We start from the raw sequence: 18,049 nt of genomic DNA, 5'->3' as shown, positions 1-18,049 counted from the left end.
TCCCCGAATGCCGTCCCTGGCGAATAATAAAGATGTTGATAATTATTCGCATCAGTGTGGCAGCTTGAGCTTGTGGGAAAAAGCCTTTGAAGAGAATTAGTTAATGATTTTTTCACATCTGTTTAAGGCCAGTTCGTCATGCCGCCGTTATAAAGGTTCGGCGTGCGCGGCGATTATTCACGCGGGGGAATCGCCACGCGACTCGTCGCCTTGACTTCCCTCAGCGCCAGACTCGACTGAATCGACGCAATCCCCAACTGCCGACGCAATACGCTCTCGACAAACTCGCTGTAGCTGTCCAGGTCTTGCGCGAGGACCTGCAACAGGTAATCCGCATCACCGGTGATCTTGTGGCAGGACAACACCTGCGGCAGCGCCTTCACCACCGCTTCAAACGCATCCGGCGCGTGATCGGTGTGGATCGCGAAGCGCACATGGACGAACGCCATGATGTCCAGTCCGAGCATCTTGCGGTCGAGGTTGGCCTGGTAATCCTTGATCACGCCTTCCTCTTCCAGGCGTTTGCGCCGACGCCAGCAGGGGGTGAGACTCAGTGACAGGCGTTCGCTCAACTGCGCGTTGGAAATACTGGCGTCTTCCTGCAACAAAGCGAGGATGGCGAGATCGGTGTCATCAAGAGCGACCTGTCTGGTTTTATTTTTCATAATTGTGCGCCACAGAGGTAAATATTCCCGATAAAGCTAACAGTGCCGTAAGTAAAAGCAAAGAAAGCCCGGCGTGGCCAGAACAAAATAGACCCTGTCTTTTACTGGCGGATGCCCACCCATGTTGACTGTTTTTAGCGAAGCCCACCGTTTGCACCACGGCACTGAACTGAAGGATGGCGTGCTCAAACCTTCATTCGAACAACCGAGCCGCGCCGACACGGTGCGTGACCGCGTCAGGCAGGTTGGACTGGGCGATATCGTCACACCGCGCCGCTTCGATCGGGCCTGTTACGTCAACGCCCACAGCGAGCGCTACGTAGCGTTCCTCGAAACCGCCTGGGCCGAATGGACCGCCATTGGCCGCAGCCATGACGCGTTGCCCCTGGTGTGGCCGGTGCGTGACTTGGCGAACCATCAAGTCCCGGAGTTCATCGACGGCAAGCTCGGTTTCTACGCGATGGACGCCGGCTCGCCGATTACCCGCACCACCTGGGAGGCGGTCAAAACCAGCGCGGACATCGCCTTGACCGGCCTGGCGTTGATCGACGAGGGGCATCACAGCGCCTTCGCCCTGTGCCGCCCGCCGGGCCATCACGCAGCCCGCGAATACATGGGCGGTTATTGCTACCTCAACAACGCCGCGATTGCCGCCGAGCAAGCCATTACCCAAGGCGCCAAGCGCGTGGCGGTGCTGGATGTGGATTTCCACCACGGCAACGGCACGCAGAATATTTTCTACGACCGCCCAGACGTGCTGTTCATCTCCCTGCATGGCGACCCGGCAGTCTCTTACCCGTACTTTTCCGGTGCGGCCAGTGAGCGCGGTGCGGGCGCAGGGGACGGCTTCAACCTGAATTATCCGTTGCCGAAAAACACCACCTGGGCGCACTACCAAATCGCCTTGATCAATGCGTGCCAGCAACTGCGCGACTTCGCGCCCGAGGTGCTGGTGATCTCCCTCGGCGTCGATACCTTCAAGGACGACCCCATCAGCCATTTCCTCCTCGACAGCCAGGACTTCCTCGGCATGGGCGAAATCATTGCCAGCGTCGGCGTACCCACTCTGTTCGTGATGGAAGGCGGCTACATGGTCGATGAAATCGGCATCAACGCCGTCAACGTGCTGCACGGTTTCGAAAGCAACAGCCAATAACAACGACCCGTCGACTTTTCTTCTGCCAAAACTCAAAAACATAACAAGAGGTTTTGTGATGAAAACAACCACGTCCGGGCTTTATGAAAAGCCTGCGTTGCAACGCACCCTGAGCAACCGCCATATCCAGTTGATGGCCATGGGCGGTGCAATCGGCACCGGCCTGTTCATGGGCTCCGGCAAGATCATTGCGCTGTCCGGCACCTCGATCATCCTGATCTACATGATCATCGGGCTGTTCGTGTATTTCGTGATGCGCGCCATGGGCGAACTGCTGCTGTCCAACCTCAACTTCAAGAGCTTCGCCGACTTTGCCGGCGCCTACCTGGGGCCGCGTGCGGCGTTTTTTCTCGGCTGGTCGTATTGGTTGAGCTGGAGCGTGGCGGTAGTGGGGGATGCGGTGGTGGTAGGTGGCTTCTTCCAGTACTGGTTTCCCCATGTGCCGGCCTGGATGCCGGCAGTGGGCATGCTGCTCACGCTGTTCGCGTTGAATGTGTTGACGGTGAAGTTGTTTGGCGAAGTGGAATTCTGGTTCGCGATCATCAAGCTCATTGCCGTGCTGACCTTGATCGGTGTGAGTGTGGTGCTGATTGCCAGCTCGTTTGTCTCGCCCACCGGGGTCACTGCATCGCTGACCCATTTATTGGACAAACAGGCCGCGTTCCCCAATGGTTTGTTCGGTTTTTTCGCCGGGTTCCAGATGGCGATTTTTTCTTTTGCCGGTACCGAACTGATCGGCACCGCTGCAGCCGAAACCCGCGCGCCGGAGAAGACGCTGCCCAAGGCGATCAACTCGATCCCGCTGCGCATCATCCTGTTCTACGTGCTGGCCTTGGCGTGCATCATCGCGGTGACGTCATGGCAGCAAGTCTCGCCGAGCAAAAGCCCGTTCGTTGAGTTGTTCCTGGTGGCGGGTTTTCCGGCGGCGGCGGGCATCGTCAATTTCGTGGTGCTGACCTCGGCGGCCTCCTCGGCCAACAGCGGTGTGTTTTCCGCCAGCCGTATGTTGTTCGGCCTGGCTGACTTGGGGGATGCACCGGGAATTTTTCGACGCTTGTCGAAGAGCAGCGTGCCGTTTATCAGCCTGGCGTTTACCACCGTGCTGATGTTGCTAGGCCTGGTATTGCTGTTTGTGGTGCCGGAGGTGATGACCGCCTTCACCATCGTTTCGACGGTATCGGCGATCCTGGTGATTTTCACCTGGTCGACAATCCTGGCGTCCTACATCGCCTACCGCAAGAAACGTCCGGACCTGCATGCCAAGTCCACCTACAAGATGCCCGGTGGCGTGCCGATGGCCTGGTTTTCCCTGGGTTTCCTCGCATTTGTGCTGGGTCTGCTGGCGTTACGGCCGGATACACGCTTGGCGCTGTGCGTGATGCCGGCCTGGTTTATCTGGCTGGGGATCGCCTACCGGTTCTCACGCGTTCAGGGCGCCAGTTTGGTAAACACATAATCGCGATCCTTCACCAACGCCTGGTGGCACGCAAAGCACGTCTGGTGCTGCGCTTCATCGGCTGGCTTGCCGTTGATGAAGCGACCGAACCCCCAGCCCCCGGTGGACGCGTATTTCTTCGAGTCCTTGACCATGAACTGCACCGTGGTCGCCGCGCCGGGGATGGACGCGGTCTTGAACTCGGGCGATTGTTCGTGTTTCCACGCCAATTTGGCCAAGACCGTGCCATCCGGGAACGGCAGCTTGCCCTCCCGGTAAGCCTTGAGCGCCGCGCTGTTGCCCAGCACCACACGTAGTTCGTTCAACGGATCGGCCTCCTGAGCAGGCGCCACCAATTCCCACTGGCGGTAGCCGTCGGGAATGGTCACGCCGTAGATGGGCGACGGAGCGCTGTCGGCGAAGGCGCCAGCCGAACTCGCCAGGGCCAATGCAGCCATGCACAGGCGCTTCATCACAAGTGATCCGCGTCAATGACCGCCTTGGCAAACGCTTCGGGCGCTTCCTGGGGCAGATTGTGGCCCACGCCGCCGTTGATCAGGCGGAATTCATACTTGCCGGTAAAACGTTTGGCGTAATCTTCAGGTTTAGGATGCGGGGCGCCGTTGGCGTCGCCTTCCAGGGTGATGGTCGGCACGCCGATCGACGGCGCCTGGGCGAGTTTCTGCTCCAGAGGATCGTACTTCGTCTCACCCTGGACCAATCCCAGGCGCCAGCGGTAGTTGAACACGGTGATCGCCACGTGATCCGGGTTCTCCAGGCCCTTGGCGCTGCGGTCAAAGGTGGCGTCATCGAACTTCCATTGCGGGGAAGCCAGTTGCCAGATCAGCTTGGCGAAGTCATGGGTGTTTTTCTGGTAGCCCTCGGCTCCGCGCTCGGTGGCAAAGTAGAACTGATACCACCATTGCAGTTCGGCCTTGGGCGGCAAAGGATTCTTGCCCGCCGCCTGGTTGCCGATCAGGTATCCGCTGACCGACACCAGCGCCTTGACCCGTTCCGGCCACAGCGCCGAAACGATGTCCGCCGAACGTGCGCCCCAGTCGTAGCCGCCGAGTACGGCTTGCTTGATCTTCAGCGCGTCCATGAAGTCGATCACATCACTGGCCAACGCCGCCGGTTGGCCGTTGCGCAGGGTTTTGTCCGAGAGGAAACGGGTGTCGCCATAACCCCGGGCGTAGGGGATCAGCACGCGATAACCCTTGGCTGCCAGCAGCGGGGCGACCTGGGCGTAGCTGTCGATGTCGTAGGGCCAGCCATGCAGTAGGATCACCACCGGTCCCGTGGCCGGGCCGACTTCGGCGTAGGCCACGTCCAGCAGGCCGGCCTTGACGTGTTTGAGTGCGCCGAACGCGCTTTGCGGGCTGGCGACGGCGCGGGTCGGCGCCTCGGGCATTTCGGCATGGGCCACACCCAGGATGCCGAATTGTGACAAGGCCAAGGCCAGGAAAAGGGATTGGCGTTTGAAGCGGCGAGTCAACTGAGTGTGCATGGCGAGCCTCCTGTGGCTTGTTGTGTGCCTGGAGCCCAGTTGAACGCCGCGCTGTATCTGGCCTGTTTCAGGAAACCCGTTGAGTTAAAGACTGTGTATCGCAGCGGGCTCTGTACACACTGCGATACAAACATGCAGCGCGAACCGTGCCTTTTCTGTCAGAAACCACCGGCATGGACGAGCCGGGGCCTACGACAGCACGATCTCATAGGGTTCCCGCATTCTCTCCAAGAGTACCTGGGCAAGCATCGGCGCCAGGCCGATCTGTGGGTCACCGGCCAATTGGCTGGCATAGGCGTGCGCCGCATGGAGCTTGCGCGCCACGGTCCAGGTGTCCAGCCGCACCTTGCGTGCGCGTTGCCAGGGGATGATCGCACCTTCCCGAGCGGGCCAGTGCCAGGCCCAGATCGGCAGTTCATACAGCTGCGCACCGACCAGGGTGCAGGCGTTGGCGCTGGCACGCCCGACGGTGTCGTGATCGTCATTACCGTCGTTACGCCACGTGCTGAACACCACATCGCCCGGTTGCAAGTAGCGTGCAATGAATTGACTCAGTTGCGGCTCGCGGCTGGCGAGGGCGTCGTCACAGAAGCCACCGCGGATCCACTTCAAACTGTGCAGGGGCATGCCCAGGCGGCGCATGGCCTCGACGCTTTCCTGGGGCCGCACCACGCTCAGGCGGCTGGCCGGCCAGACGTTGGACCCTGGGTGACTGGCGCTGCCATCCGTGATGGAGATGAGTTGCAGGGGATGCTCCAAGGTGCTGAGCAGTTGCAGCAGGCCACCACAGGCCAGCACTTCGTCGCCGGGGTGGGGCGCGATGATGACCACGCGTGCGCCAGGCGGCACCAGTGAGGACGGGGTGATCGGGGGAATTTGCGCCAGCTGCGGGGCGCTGTTCCAGATTTGCGCAGGGCCGCTACGGCCGTCGCTTAAGGAAGCAAGCTTCATGGGGTGTCACATCCTTGTCGATTGATGCTGGGTCGTGGCCCGTTGACGGGACGACACTCTTTTATCCACCACAGGCTCCGCCGCAGTGGCTGCATGACGCTCCAACCCTGGAACGCCAGCAAGGCGTCATCAGCATAGACAAGGATTGGTCGGTTTTACATTCGGCAACGTCGTTTTTTTCAAGTGGCGTGCATCAAGCTCTTCAAGTAATCGCCGAAACCGCCCTGTGCGCGAGCATCCAGGCGCGCACTGGTGATCACTTGCGGGCTGTGGCTCCAGGCAATGGAGGCGCCGCACAGCTCTAGGTTACGCACCAGTTGCACATCCTCATGGCACGCCAGCGGCTCGAAACCACCCGCGCGCACATAAGCGCCTGCGCTGACGCCCAAGTTGGCACCGTGGATGTGTCGATGGCCGTCTCGCGCCTCGTAACCCTGGTTGTAGCGAATCTGCGCAGCCGGGTCGAAGCCTTCGCTCCAGGCGTCCACGGTGACGGTGCCGCATACCGCGTCGGCCCCCAGTGCCAACTGGGCCACCAGCCAATCAGGCGCCACGCGGCTGTCGGCATCGGTGCACGAAATCCAGCGGGCGCCCTGGTTGAGCAGATGCCGCGCACCCACGCCTCGAACATGCCCGACATTGCGTGCCTGGGCTTCAAGCCATTGCACGGGATAGGCCTGGGCAATGGTGGCACTGGCATCGCTGCAACTGTCGAGTACCACCAAGACAGTCACGGCTTCACCGAGTAAACCCGGATGGCTGGCCGCGATCAGTGCCGCTTTCAGGCAGTCGCCCAGCAAGGCCTCTTCGTTGTGTACCGGGATCAGAATGCCGATCATCTCAGGCCCTCAAGGGTGGCGACCGAAGTGCCGTCGCGGCTCCACAGGTCGAGCAGGAAGTCGTGTTCGTGGTGGCTGGCCACGCGAGGCATATCCAGCCGTTCCTGGAGCAGGGCATGCACTTGCTCGGCCGTTTGCGGGCAACCTTCGATAGGTGGGCGCCAATGGCAGGCCAGCACCTGGCCGTCGTCGGTCAACGAGGTGCGCACGCGTTCGATCAACCGGCACAAGTCGTCGGCGTCGAGGTAGTAACACAACTCGCTGAGCACGATCAGCTCGAACTGGCCTGTGGGCCACTGTTCGGGCAAACGGCTTTGCTGCACCTGAGCCTGGGGAAAGCCCAGCAAGCGACTGCGCGCCAGGGCGACGGCGGCCGAAGCCGTGTCGCAACACAGCAGGCGGTCACAGCGGGGCGCCAGTTCGAAGCTCAGCTCGCCATTGGCGCAACCAGGCTCGAACACCGAGCCGTAGCGGGGGCGCGTGAGTATCGCCAGGGTCAACGCGCGTTTGCGGCGTTCGTACCAGCGTTGGCGAAAGGCCCAGGGGTCATCGTTGTTGGCGAACAATTGGTCGAAATACGGTCTAGCCACGCTCATACGAATACCACTTCAAAAGGCTGGAGCAGACGTTCCACTACATAGGGTGCAAGCACGGGCGCCAGGCCGATCTGCGGGTCGCCCTCCAACTGGCTGGCGAAGGCGTGGATGGCGTGCCGTTTGCGGGCGACCGCTTCACAGGTCAATGGGATCTTGCGCGCGCGATGCCATGGCACTTGGTTATCTTCAGGCGTTGCCCAGTGCCAGGTCCATACCGGCAGTTCGTACAGGCTTGCGCCGACAGCAGAGGCTGCCTTGGCGCTGGCACGACCGACGGCTTCGTGGTCGCAATGCCCATCTTCGCGCCAAGTGGTGAACACCACGTCGGTGGGTTTGAGGTAACGCTGGATGAACGCCGCGAGTTCAGCTTCCCGCGCCGCCACCTTGCTGTCAGCAAACCCGGCACGCAGCCATTTCAGGCTGTGCAGCGGCAAGCCAAGACGATGCAGGGCCTGGGCCGATTCCTGGGGGCGCACCACACTCAAGCGCTCAACCGGCCAACGCCGCGAGCCCGGATGACTGGCGCTGCCATCGGTGACTGAAATGAGCTGGATGGCCCGGCCGAGTGCCGCGAGCCCCTGCATCAAGCCACCACACCCCAGCACTTCATCATCCGGATGGGGGGCGACGATCACCGCCCGATAGCCTTCTGGCACCAACTGCTCAACGCTGATCGGCGGCAGCTCGGCCATCTTCGGCGACGCCTGCCAGCGATGCAGCGGCGTGCCTTGGCCAACGATTGGATTGGGTTTCATAACTGCCACCTCCCTGTGGGTTCGCCGGCGACCAACTCGCCAAGGCCGGCCAAGTCGCGTTCGGCGTGACTCTGGCGCATATACACCGGCAAGTCCGCCATCAACTGGGCGAAATGCGGATCCTTGCAATAGGGCCCCGCACCGACGGCCCGACCCACATGGCGCATCACCTGTTCGACGGTGTCTTCGATGCACGCCCGAGTCTGTTGCGCCAACTCCCTGGCATTGGCCTTGGGTTCTCGATCGACCTGTTCCGCGCTGGCGCGCAGTACACAGGCGGCGCTGTTGAGTGCGCTGTCGACCGCACCGAGGTGGGCGAGGGCGTGGGGTTCCGGGCGTTTGCTGCACTGCTCACGCAAGACTTCCGCCAGGCGTTGCGCCGCGCCATACCAGCAGGCAGCAATGCCAATGCCGCCTTGCCAGAATCCGGGGCGAGCCAGGTAATCACCTGGTCCGCCCACGGCCAGCCCCCAGGCCTGGTCAAACACGATTTCCACACTGCCGGTGGCGGCCATGCCCACGGCATTCCAGCCTTCGTCCGTGACGACGACGCCGGGTTGATCCATAGGCACCGCCACCAACTGTTGGCGGTCGTCTTCGTCCCAGGCCGTCAGCAAGCCATGGCTGACCACCGCCGCGCCGGAACACCAGGCTTTACGCCCTTGCACCTTCAGGCGCTGGCCCTCTTTGAAGACGCGTACCTTGGCGGTGGGTGGCTCGGCCGCCCACATGCCCCAGATGCTGCCCAAGGGTGGCAGTGGGCTGTTGAGTTCGGCAATGATCGCCAAGGCGTCGGTGTGGCCTTCGAACAACTTGCACAGGCGCAGGTCATGGCCTGCCACCTGTGCCAAACGGCTGAACCGCGCCAATGTCTGACCGCTGCCCGGCAAGGGCAGTTTGTCCAGGCCTTCCTCCTGAAGCGCCTTCAGGGCCGCGCCCAGGGCTTGCGTGTCCGCATAGCCCCGGTAGCCTTGAAGGAATCCATGCAGTGCCATTTCACACCTCGTCTTCACGCTGTAGCTCGAACAGCAGCAGCGAGCGGCCCGTCACCGCGTACTCATGATCGAAATCAAAGCGTTCCTGCCCACGAATCGCCGGCGAATTGGTGTCAAGCATGCAAGTCCAGAACTCGCCTTCGGGCACCGGCGGCAGGCGGAAATTGACCATGTCATGGTGGGCATTGACCACCAGCAACAACGTCGCATCGGCGCCGGCACGACGAATCCCGGTTTCCTGGGCGCGGCCATCCATCAACATGCCCAGGCAGCGGCCATGACTGTCTTGCCACTGTTCGGTGGTCATCTCATTGCCATCCGGCGCGAGCCAGGTGACGTCCTTCACGCCAATGTCTTCGTTGTAGTCGCCTACCAGGAAGCGGCCACGACGCAGGATCGGGTAGGCCAGGCGCAATTTGATCAAGCGTTTCACAAACTTGAGCAGGGCTTTGCCGTCATCATCCAGGTCCCAGTTGACCCAGCCGATCTCGCTGTCCTGGCAATAGGCGTTGTTGTTGCCGTGCTGGGTGCGGGCGAACTCATCACCGGCCACGATCATCGGCGTACCTTGGGCCAACAGCAAAGTGGCGAAGAAGTTGCGCATCTGACGCAGGCGCAGCGCGTTGATTTCCGGGTCGTCGGTCGGCCCTTCGACGCCATGGTTCCAGGACAGGTTGTTGTTGCTGCCGTCCTGGTTGTTTTCGTCGTTGGCCTCGTTGTGCTTGTCGTTGTAGGACACCAGATCGTGCAGGGTGAAACCGTCGTGGGCGGTGATGAAGTTCACCGAACTGTAAGGACGGCGGCCACGATGGTTGAACATCTCGCCGGAGGCGGTCATGCGCCCGGCAAAGTCCGCCAGTTGGCCGTCATCGCCTTTCCAGAAGGCCCGCACGGTGTCGCGGAAGCGGTCGTTCCATTCGACCCAGCCCGGTGGGAAGTTGCCCACCTGATAGCCGCCGGGGCCGCAGTCCCAGGGTTCGGCGATCAGTTTGAGCTGGCGCAATACCGGGTCCTGGCGGCAGGCAACGAGGAAGCTGTGGCGCTCGTCGAAACCATCGCGGTAACGGCCAAGAATGGTTGCCAAGTCGAAGCGGAACCCGTCGACGTGCATCTCATTGGCCCAGTAACGCAGGGAGTCGGTGACCATCTGCAATACGCACGGATGGCTCAAGTCCAGGGTGTTGCCGGTGCCGGAATCGTTGATGTAGAAACGCTTGTCATCCGGCATCAGCCGATAGTAGGAAGCGTTGTCGATACCACGCATGGACAGGGTCGGGCCGCGCTCGTTGCCTTCGGCAGTGTGGTTGTAGACCACGTCGAGGATCACCTCGAGCTTCTGCTCATGCAGGTGCGCGACCATCTCCTTGAACTCGGCGATCTTGCCGCTGGCCAAGTAGCGCGGGTCGGGGGCGAAAAACGCGATGCTGTTGTAGCCCCAATAGTTGGTCATGCCTTTTTGCAGCAAGTGCTGGTCATTGACGAAGGCATGCACGGGCAGCAGCTCGACCGACGACACGCCCAACTGGCGGATGTGCTTGAGCACGTCGTCTTCCATCAAGCCGGCGCAGGTGCCGCGCACGGATTCGCCCACGGAAGGGTGGCGCATGCTGATGCCGCGCAAGTGGGTCTCGTAGATGATGGTGCGGTCCCACGGCACGCGCACCGGCTGGTCGTTGCCCCAGGTGTGTGCAGGGTCGATGACTTTGCATTTGGGAACGAAGGGTGCGCTGTCGCGTTCATCGAAACTGAGGTCGTCGTCCGGATGGCCGATGGTGTAGCCGAACAACGCCTCGGACCATTTCAGCTCGCCCACCAATTGCTTGGCGTAGGGGTCGATCAGCAATTTGTTGTGGTTGAAACGGTGGCCGTTGGCGGGGTCATACGCACCGTACACGCGATAGCCGTAAATCAGCCCTGGATGGGCGTCGGGCAAGTAGCCGTGGAAGGTTTCGTCGGTGTATTCGGGCAGTTCGATGCGCTCCAGCTCGACTTCGCCGGAATCATCGAACAGGCACAGTTCGACCTTGGTCGCGTTGGCCGAGAACAACGCAAAGTTGACACCCAGGCCGTCCCAGGTGGCGCCAAGGGGGAAGGGCAAACCTTCACGAATCCGCGACGGCTCGCTGTCCGGCGTCGAAGGGGTTTTATCGGGTTTGCTCATTAAGTGGCTCCTGCAAGGGTCTTTTTTCGGGCCGAACGCGGCCGTGCTGACGAAAATTCAGCTGAGAGTCTGGAAGGTGAAACCACCTCTTGCCGACAGCGCCGACAAGAGGCGAGGGGTCAAGGCTTGGGTTTTTTGAGCGCCGGTGGTTTTTTAGCGGCCGGTGGCGCCGGCTTGCTGGCCGCAGGTGCCGCGGGTTTGGCTTTCGCCTGAGGCTTGGGGGCGCTGGCCTTGGGCTTGGCTGCTGCCTTGGGCTTGCTCGGCGTCAGCGCTTCGGCTTCTGCCAGTTTGCGCGCCATCTCCCAGTGACGTGCATCTTCACCATGGGGTTTGCCCTCGGACTCCCAAATCTGATGCGCCAGTTCGCGTATGCGTTTGTCTTCAGTACTCATCACAATGCTCCTCACAGAAAATTTTCAGCTTTCTTGATCATCAGGATTGATAAAGACATTGACCGGGAAATCCCCCAGGGCAGCGCTAACCAACAGCTCCTTGTCTGGTGTGACTGCGCCTGTATGAAAAAGTCCCTTCCAGTTTTGCGTTGTGGCGGCGAACGGTAATTTCACCCGTGTATCGCCCCAAACCTGCGCGTTGATCTGGGGATGCACACCGTTTTCAAGCAGGTGATGGGGCCAGCGTGGCACCACGACCAGCAAGCGTTTGCCCTGATGTTCGCGTCTGAATGCGACCACCCGTTCGGCGTGTTTGCCGACCACTTCCAGCGGCGTGTAGGTGCCGCTGCGGAACAGGTCAGGCTGGGCCTTGCGCAAGGCCAGCACCTGGGCAATCAACGCCTGTTTGATACGCCCGTCGCGCCAGTTGAACAACAGTTCGCCGATGTCCGGTGGGTTTGCCAGCGCCTGTTGCCGTGCGCTGAAATCCACCGGGCGACGGTTGTCCGGGTCGACCAGGCTGAAGTCCCAGAACTCATCGCCCTGGTACAAGTCCGGTACACCCGGTACGGTCATGCGAAGCAAGGATTGCGCCAGGCCATTCAGCGCGCCGGCCGGGGCAATCGCCTGAGCGGCATGGCCAATGGCGCTGCGTAGTGGGTGGCCTTCTTCACTGAGCAACAGCCGTGAAAGGAACGCTTCGACACCTTGTTCATAGGCCTCGTTGGGCGCGCTCCAGCTGCTCTGCAACTTGGCTTCGCGCAGGGCCTTTTGTTGCCATTGCCACAGGCGCTGCTGGTAGTCGGCAAAATCGGTGCCCTGGTCCAACGGCCAACTGCCGAGCAAGACTTGATAGAGGATCAATTCATCGCCGGCCGAGGGCGCGGTGTCGGTCCGCAACGGGGCGGCCAGGGTGCGCCAGTGTTCCACCTGTTCTACAAACCACGGCGCGCATTCACTCAGCACCGCCAGGCGCGCGCGGGTATCTTCGCCGCGCTTGTGGTCATGGGTGGCGGTGGCCAGCAGGTTGTCGGGGAAGGTCTGCAAGCGCTGCTGGTTGACGGCATGGAAGTCGGCCAGTGGCGCGCTGAACTGTTCGGTGCTGAAGCCCACGTCATTGCGCGACAGCAATACCGCCGAGCGATAGAACGCGGTGTCCTCCACGGCCTTGGCGGCAGCCGGTGAAGTCAGTTGTTGGAAACGCACGCAAGCATGCTTGAGGATCTTGCGTTCGCGGCCCACCGGACGGTTGCGCCAAGGTTGACCACCCAGCCATTTTTCCAGGTGATCGAGTACGGGCCAGTCGCCTTCGCCCAAGGTGGTGCGCGCGCCGTCGATGGCGTGTTGGAACACCTGGTTATCGGCGTCGCTGCGCCCGCGTGCACTGATGTAAGTACGGTACACCGGGAAATGCACAATCAGTTCCTGCAACGCCCGGCGGATGGCACCTAGCGTCAGGTCGCGGGTCATCACGTCGTCGCGGGCCACTTGCAGCAGGGCCTGGGCCACACTTTCGAAGTCGCCGCCGAGGGAACCGTTGAGGATTTGCTGACGTGCCAGCCGCGCCTCTTCGATGAACGCCGAAGGCCGTTCGCTGTGACGGGTCCACAATTGGGCCAACGGCTCAAAGCCGTCGGGGTGATGTTGCAGCAGCGACAGCTGGTTCATGAATTCGTAGCCGGTAGTGCCGTCCACTTGCCAGTCTTCGCGCAGGGTTTCGCCTTCGCCGAGGATTTTTTCCACGAAGATCGGCAGATGCCGCTGCGGTGACAACGAATCCACCCGGCGCCGCAGCTTGCGGCAATACCCGCGCGGGTCGGCCAGGCCGTCGATATGGTCGATGCGCAGGCCATCCACAAGACCTTCGCTGATCAGTTCGAAAATCTTGCCATGGGTGGCCTCGAACACCGCCGTGCGTTCTACGCGTAGGCCGCCCAGTTCATTGACATCGAAGAAGCGCCGCCAGTTGATATCGTCCGCTGCAGTGCGCCAGCTGGCGAGGCGATAAGCCTGTTGTTCAAGCAGTTGATGCAGGCGGTCGAAGTCGAAGGTCGCCAGTTGTGCGTCGATGGCCTGGCGCACTTCGTCTTCAGTGGCCCGTTCGGCCAGGGCCTGTTTGAGCCAGGCGGCTTCATGGTAAGCGTCGTCCTGATAGGCCAGGGCGCTGAAGCGGTCGGACAACGGCTTGAGCAACTCATCGCTGCCCAGGATCGTCGCGTAGTCCCGTGGGCAGATCGGAAAGCGATGCTCGTAATGCTCGACGTAGAACGCGCCATGGGTGGCATCGAACTTCAGGCTCACGCTGCCGCTCTGCAAGGCTTCGCCGTAGTCGCTGCCGAGGAACGGCATCAGCAATTGGCCCTTGAGCAGCGGGTCGGGCGAATGCCACTGGATATCGAAGAACTCGCTGTAGGGGCTCATGCGTCCCCACTCCAGCAGGTCCAGCCACCAAGGGTTATCCGCGCCACCCACGGCCATATGGTTGGAGACGATGTCGAGGATCAGGCCCATCTCGTGTTCTCGCAACGCGGCGACCAGCCGACGCAAGGCGGCTTCGCCACCCAGTTCCGGGTTGACGCGGGTGGGGTCGACCACGTCGTAGCCGTGCATGGAACCGGCGCGGGCGCTGAGCAGCGGTGAAGCATACAAGTGACTGATCCCGAGGTGGGCAAAGTAGGGCACCAGCGGCACCGCGTCATCCAGGGTAAAACCTTTATGGAATTGCAGGCGCTGGGTCGCGCGCAGGGGCAGTGCGTTCATCGGTCACGCTCATAGGCTTGGTTGCGCGCGACGGCCAACAGTTCGAGGCGGCGGGCGGCACCGGCATTGTCGAGCAGGCTGGAGGCCTCACCCACTAAGCGGCGGCGCCAATTGGGGTGGGTGTCGGTGGTGCCGGGCAGGTTGGCCTGCTCCTCGACGCCGAGCGCATCCTCCAACGGCAACAGCACCAACGGCGCACGGGTATGGCCGAGGTAGCGCACGCTGGCGTCGATCATGTGGTCGGTTTCATTGCGGATTTCTTCAACGAAGTTCTGCGGGTCCTGGCTCAAGGCCTGGCGCAGTGCCTGGCGTTCGCGCAGGCGGTGTTCGCTCCATTGCTCCACGGTGGGCGCGTCGATCAGGCCGAGCTGAATGTTCCAGTCGATATCGCGGCTGTGCCACCAGCCGTTGAGCGTCGGCAAATCGTGGGTACTGGTGGTGGCCAGGGCATTGTCCGGCCAGTCGAGGATCGGCTTGAACTGGCCGTCGTGGTTTTGCTCGAACAGCAACACGCGCATGCCCAGGATCGAACGCGCGATGAGTTTTTCGCGCAGGCCATCCGGCACCGTGCCCAAGTCTTCACCGAGCACGATGGCTTGATGGCGATGGGATTCCAAGGCCAGCAGGCGCAACAGGTCGTCCACCGGGTAATACAGGTAGGCGCCTTTTCGCGGCGAGGCGTCCATGGGGATCACCCACAGGCGTTGCAGGCCCATCACATGGTCGATACGCAGGCCACCGGCATGGGCGAAGTTGGCGCGCAGCATTTCGATAAAGGCACGGAAGCCGTTGCGCTTGAGGCCTTCAGGCGAGAACGCGGAGATGCCCCAGCCTTGGCCGGCGCGGTTGAGAATGTCGGGGGGTGCGCCCACGGTCAGGTCCGCGAGCAGTTCGTCCTGACGGCTCCACGCCTGGCTGCCACCGCCGTCTGCGCCCACGGCCAGGTCGGCAATCAAGCCGACGCCCATGCCGCTGCCGCGCGCCGCTTGTTGCGCGCGCTCCAGGCAACGGGCGATCAACCATTGGCTGAAGGCGAAGTAGCCGATCTCATCTTGATGCTCTGCAGCAAACGCGGTCAGTGCCGGGCTCTGCGGGTTGCGCCACTCTTCGGGCCAGTGGCGCCAGTCGAGGTCTTCACCTTCGGTGGCGCGCGCGGCTTGCACGGCTTCGAAGCGGCAGTGGTTTTCCAGCGCTTCACCACCGGCCTGGCGGAAACTCAAGAAGTCGGCGTGTTGTGGATGCTGGCCGTGGCGGAAGTCTTCGTACAACGCACGCAACAGTCGCTGCTTGGCCTTGGCGGCGGTGGGCCAGTCGATCAGGCTGAGTTGTTCCAGATCGTGCAGCTCGTCCGTCAGGCCGAGGGCTTCGATGGCGTTGCGCACTTCGCGCTCCCCCAGGATGCAACCCGGCGAGGCGTACAAGCTGTTGAGGAACAAACGACTCGACGGCGAATACGGGCTGTAGCGCTCGGTGTCGGCGCTGAACATCGCGTGCATCGGGCTGATGGCCAGGGCGTCGGCACCGCGTTCAGCGGCCGAACGAGCCAGGTGTTCCAGGGCCAGGGTGTCGCCAAAGCCGCCATCGCCCAAGCGGCGCAGGCTATACAGTTGCGCGCTGAGGCCCCAGGCGCGGGCGGGGCGGCTGTCGACGGCCTCGGCCACGCTGTAGCAGTGGGTGGGGGCGACGGCCAGGGTGAACGACTGCTCGGCGATATGCACCTGGTGGTAACCGAGGGCGATGACGCCGGGTAATACGGCGTCGCCATCCAGGCGCAATTCGAGGGTTTCGCCATCTTCCAGGCTGACCCGGCACAGGGTGTCCGGCTCAAAGTAGCGGGCCAGATCCAGGCCTTCGCCGCTGTCGATGGTCATCAAGGGTGGCAGGTGTTTGTCTTGTTGCGCCTGTTCCAGTTCGAGCAGGCTGGCGTCGATCTCTGCATCGCTGTCGGCCGGGTGGCCCAGGCCTTTGAGAACGGCGCGCAGGGCGTCGGGTTTCACACGTTGCGGGCGGCCGTTTGCGTCGACCCAATCGACGGCCAGGCCCGCTCGGCTGGCGAGAATTTCCAGGTTCGCTTCGCTCAAGGGTGCTCTCCAACAGGGGATAAGGTAACGCGCGCGCTGTACGGCAGCAGGTGGGCACCGAGATTGGCAGGCGTTTCGAAAAGGACAGTTCCCGTCGCCGGGTGATCCAGCGGCGTGGCACTCAGGTTGAGGTCGATCTGCAACAGGCTGCCGTTACCCAGGCGCCAGCGGGCGCTGACGGCCCCTTCGGCCAACACCTGCGCGCCCAGCGCGAGGCTGCCCGGCAAGTGCGGCACGATGTGGTAGTGGCGCAGGTTCAGCAGTTGGCAGTAGAGCTGGGCGTGCGGATCGTCTGCGAACGCAGGGAACGACTGCTCAAAGGTCGCCAGGGCGTTGGGGTCAGGGATGCGTTCACGTCGCTCAGGGTCGTGGAACGCCGCAAAGTCGGCGAACTCGTTACGCCGACCTTCGCGCACGGCTTCAGCCAATTCGCCATGATGATCAGTGAAAAACAGAAAGGGTTCGGCTGCATTGACTTCGTCACCCATGAACATCAGCGGGATCATTGGTGAGAGCAGCAGCAGGGCAGTCGCGGCCTCCAGTGCCTGTGGCGGGCAAAGTTGATGCAGGCGCTCGCCCAGAGCGCGATTGCCGATCTGGTCATGGTTCTGCAAAAACGCCACAAACGCGCTCGGCGGCAGGTGCCCGCTGGGTTCGCCGCGTTCATGGCCATGCCGGGTGGTGTGCCCCTGGTAGATAAAGCCTTCGCCCAGGCAACGCGCCAGCTTGGCGGTAGGCTCCTCGGCAAAGTCACTGTAGTAGGCGTCCGTTTCGCCGGTCAGCAACACGTGCAGGACGTTATGAAAGTCATCATTCCATTGAGCGTCAAAATCGTGCTGCAGGAGGCTGGCCTGGTTGCGCTCGTTTTCCAGCATCAGCCAGACGTGACGACCGGTGTCGACTTGCTCGCGAACGCGGTGGGCCAGTTGTTTCAGAAAATCCGGGTTATCGATGGCGTGTACTGCGTCCAGGCGCAGGCCGTCGAAACGGTATTCGAGCAGCCACATCAAGGCGTTGTCCAGGAAGAAGTCCCGCACTTCACGCCGGTCAAAGTCGATACCGGCGCCCCATGGCGTGTGCACGTCTTCCTGGAAGAAGCCTTTGGCGTACTGGCCGAGGTAGTTGCCGTCGGGGCCGAAATGGTTGTAGACCACGTCGAGGATCACCGCCAGGCCATGTTCGTGGGCGCTGTCGATCAGGTGCTTGAGTTGATCGGGCGTGCCGTAGGAGGCTTGGGGCGCGTAGGGCAGGACGCCGTCATAGCCCCAATTGCGTTCGCCGGGAAATTGCGCCAGCGGCATCAATTCAATCGCGGTCACGCCCAGTTCTGCCAGGCGTGGCAGGTGCTTCTCGACGCCGGCGTAGCCTCCCATTGCGCCGACGTGCAGCTCATAGATGACGGCTTCGTGCCAGGGACGGCCCTGCCACTGGCTGTGGCGCCATGGATAGGCGAGGGGGTCGACCACCAGGCTCCAGCCATGCACATCCGAGGCCTGGGCCCTGGAGGCAGGGTCGGGTACATCCATTTCCCCATCGATATTGAAGCGGTAGCGCGTGCCCGCCGGGCACGCTATTTCGGTTTCAAACCAGCCATCTGCCTGGGGCAGCATGGCGACGGACTTGCCGTCTTCCAATTCAACGCTGACATAAAACGCGTCTGGCGCCCACAAGGCAAAACGCGTGTGTTGCGCGTCCAGCATGATTGCGCCGTGGGGCCAGGTTTCCAGAGTCCGTAACGGCATCTATAGAGACCTCC

Annotated in this window: 15 protein-coding genes; 2 read left to right on the top strand and 13 right to left on the bottom strand. The window is 62.1% G+C overall.

What is annotated here, in order from left to right; translation table 11 throughout:
* Positions 1-173: 173 nt before the first annotated feature.
* Positions 174-665 (bottom strand): Lrp/AsnC family transcriptional regulator, encoded by a 492-nt coding sequence (locus HX812_RS21065; protein ID WP_038844647.1) that lies wholly within the window; start codon positions 663-665, stop codon positions 174-176.
* Between the two features lie 121 nt (positions 666-786).
* Here HX812_RS21065 and HX812_RS21060 point away from each other — a divergent pair, with 121 nt between their 5' ends.
* Together HX812_RS21060 and HX812_RS21055 are read left to right on the top strand one after the other, a co-directional pair.
* Positions 787-1,821, top strand: a complete 1,035-nt coding sequence (locus HX812_RS21060; protein ID WP_038844645.1) for a histone deacetylase family protein — start codon at positions 787-789, stop codon at positions 1,819-1,821.
* A 58-nt stretch (positions 1,822-1,879) separates the two neighbouring features.
* Positions 1,880-3,277: an amino acid permease gene (locus HX812_RS21055; RefSeq protein WP_038844643.1), complete on the top strand. Its 1,398-nt coding sequence runs from the start codon at positions 1,880-1,882 to the stop codon at positions 3,275-3,277.
* Here the strand turns inward: HX812_RS21055 and HX812_RS21050 are convergent.
* The 12 genes from HX812_RS21050 to treZ form a co-directional block, all read right to left on the bottom strand.
* A complete protein-coding gene (locus HX812_RS21050; RefSeq protein WP_038844640.1) occupies positions 3,250-3,729 on the bottom strand; it encodes a cytochrome P460 family protein in 480 nt (159 codons plus the stop codon). The genes HX812_RS21055 and HX812_RS21050 overlap by 28 nt on opposite strands.
* Complete coding sequence (locus HX812_RS21045) at positions 3,729-4,763, bottom strand: alpha/beta fold hydrolase (RefSeq protein WP_038844638.1); 1,035 nt, start codon at positions 4,761-4,763, stop codon at positions 3,729-3,731. The genes HX812_RS21050 and HX812_RS21045 overlap by 1 nt, the downstream gene beginning before the upstream one ends.
* Positions 4,764-4,952: 189 nt before the next feature.
* Complete coding sequence (locus HX812_RS21040; protein WP_038844636.1) at positions 4,953-5,714, bottom strand: PIG-L deacetylase family protein; 762 nt, start codon at positions 5,712-5,714, stop codon at positions 4,953-4,955.
* A gap of 179 nt (positions 5,715-5,893) precedes the next feature.
* Positions 5,894-6,553: a glycosyltransferase family 2 protein gene (locus HX812_RS21035; protein ID WP_038844634.1), complete on the bottom strand. Its 660-nt coding sequence runs from the start codon at positions 6,551-6,553 to the stop codon at positions 5,894-5,896.
* Positions 6,550-7,149, bottom strand: a complete 600-nt coding sequence (locus HX812_RS21030) for an SAM-dependent methyltransferase (protein WP_038844632.1) — start codon at positions 7,147-7,149, stop codon at positions 6,550-6,552. The genes HX812_RS21035 and HX812_RS21030 overlap by 4 nt, the downstream gene beginning before the upstream one ends.
* Positions 7,146-7,904: a PIG-L deacetylase family protein gene (locus HX812_RS21025; protein ID WP_038844630.1), complete on the bottom strand. Its 759-nt coding sequence runs from the start codon at positions 7,902-7,904 to the stop codon at positions 7,146-7,148. The genes HX812_RS21030 and HX812_RS21025 overlap by 4 nt, the downstream gene beginning before the upstream one ends.
* On the bottom strand, positions 7,901-8,899 hold the full coding sequence (locus HX812_RS21020; RefSeq protein WP_038844628.1) for an acyl-CoA dehydrogenase: 999 nt from the start codon (positions 8,897-8,899) through the stop codon (positions 7,901-7,903). Before HX812_RS21020 ends, HX812_RS21025 begins: the two co-directional genes overlap by 4 nt.
* Before the next feature lies 1 nt (position 8,900).
* Complete coding sequence (gene glgX, locus HX812_RS21015) at positions 8,901-11,060, bottom strand: glycogen debranching protein GlgX (RefSeq protein ID WP_038844626.1); 2,160 nt, start codon at positions 11,058-11,060, stop codon at positions 8,901-8,903.
* 119 nt (positions 11,061-11,179) lie between these two features.
* Positions 11,180-11,452, bottom strand: a complete 273-nt coding sequence (locus HX812_RS21010) for a DUF2934 domain-containing protein (RefSeq protein WP_038844624.1) — start codon at positions 11,450-11,452, stop codon at positions 11,180-11,182.
* A gap of 24 nt (positions 11,453-11,476) precedes the next feature.
* Complete coding sequence (locus HX812_RS21005) at positions 11,477-14,212, bottom strand: malto-oligosyltrehalose synthase (protein WP_038844623.1); 2,736 nt, start codon at positions 14,210-14,212, stop codon at positions 11,477-11,479.
* On the bottom strand, positions 14,209-16,293 hold the full coding sequence (gene malQ, locus HX812_RS21000) for a 4-alpha-glucanotransferase (RefSeq protein WP_038844621.1): 2,085 nt from the start codon (positions 16,291-16,293) through the stop codon (positions 14,209-14,211). The genes HX812_RS21005 and malQ overlap by 4 nt, the downstream gene beginning before the upstream one ends.
* A complete protein-coding gene (gene treZ, locus HX812_RS20995) occupies positions 16,290-18,035 on the bottom strand; it encodes a malto-oligosyltrehalose trehalohydrolase (protein ID WP_038844619.1) in 1,746 nt (581 codons plus the stop codon). Before treZ ends, malQ begins: the two co-directional genes overlap by 4 nt.
* Between the last annotated feature and the right edge of the window lie 14 nt (positions 18,036-18,049).

This window comes from Pseudomonas sp. IPO3749, assembly GCF_013386605.1.
GTDB classification, from domain to species: domain Bacteria; phylum Pseudomonadota; class Gammaproteobacteria; order Pseudomonadales; family Pseudomonadaceae; genus Aquipseudomonas; species Aquipseudomonas azotoformans_A.
Note: the sequence above shows the minus strand (reverse complement) of the source record. Positions and strands in the feature narration are given on the sequence as shown.

What these genes read in the sequence shown, in the direction of transcription:
- HX812_RS21035 (WP_038844634.1), bottom strand. Translation starts at nt 6,553, where the DNA reads ATGATCGGCATTCTGATCCCGGTACACAACGAAGAGGCCTTGCTGGGC.
- glgX (WP_038844626.1), bottom strand. Translation starts at nt 11,060, where the DNA reads ATGAGCAAACCCGATAAAACCCCTTCGACGCCGGACAGCGAGCCGTCG.
- HX812_RS21020 (WP_038844628.1), bottom strand. Translation starts at nt 8,899, where the DNA reads ATGGCACTGCATGGATTCCTTCAAGGCTACCGGGGCTATGCGGACACG.
- HX812_RS21065 (WP_038844647.1), bottom strand. Translation starts at nt 665, where the DNA reads ATGAAAAATAAAACCAGACAGGTCGCTCTTGATGACACCGATCTCGCC.
- HX812_RS21055 (WP_038844643.1), top strand. Translation starts at nt 1,880, where the DNA reads ATGAAAACAACCACGTCCGGGCTTTATGAAAAGCCTGCGTTGCAACGC.
- HX812_RS21045 (WP_038844638.1), bottom strand. Translation starts at nt 4,763, where the DNA reads ATGCACACTCAGTTGACTCGCCGCTTCAAACGCCAATCCCTTTTCCTG.
- HX812_RS21025 (WP_038844630.1), bottom strand. Translation starts at nt 7,904, where the DNA reads ATGAAACCCAATCCAATCGTTGGCCAAGGCACGCCGCTGCATCGCTGG.
- HX812_RS21030 (WP_038844632.1), bottom strand. Translation starts at nt 7,149, where the DNA reads ATGAGCGTGGCTAGACCGTATTTCGACCAATTGTTCGCCAACAACGAT.
- HX812_RS21005 (WP_038844623.1), bottom strand. Translation starts at nt 14,212, where the DNA reads ATGAACGCACTGCCCCTGCGCGCGACCCAGCGCCTGCAATTCCATAAA.
- HX812_RS21040 (WP_038844636.1), bottom strand. Translation starts at nt 5,714, where the DNA reads ATGAAGCTTGCTTCCTTAAGCGACGGCCGTAGCGGCCCTGCGCAAATC.
- treZ (WP_038844619.1), bottom strand. Translation starts at nt 18,035, where the DNA reads ATGCCGTTACGGACTCTGGAAACCTGGCCCCACGGCGCAATCATGCTG.
- HX812_RS21060 (WP_038844645.1), top strand. Translation starts at nt 787, where the DNA reads ATGTTGACTGTTTTTAGCGAAGCCCACCGTTTGCACCACGGCACTGAA.
- HX812_RS21050 (WP_038844640.1), bottom strand. Translation starts at nt 3,729, where the DNA reads ATGAAGCGCCTGTGCATGGCTGCATTGGCCCTGGCGAGTTCGGCTGGC.
- HX812_RS21010 (WP_038844624.1), bottom strand. Translation starts at nt 11,452, where the DNA reads ATGAGTACTGAAGACAAACGCATACGCGAACTGGCGCATCAGATTTGG.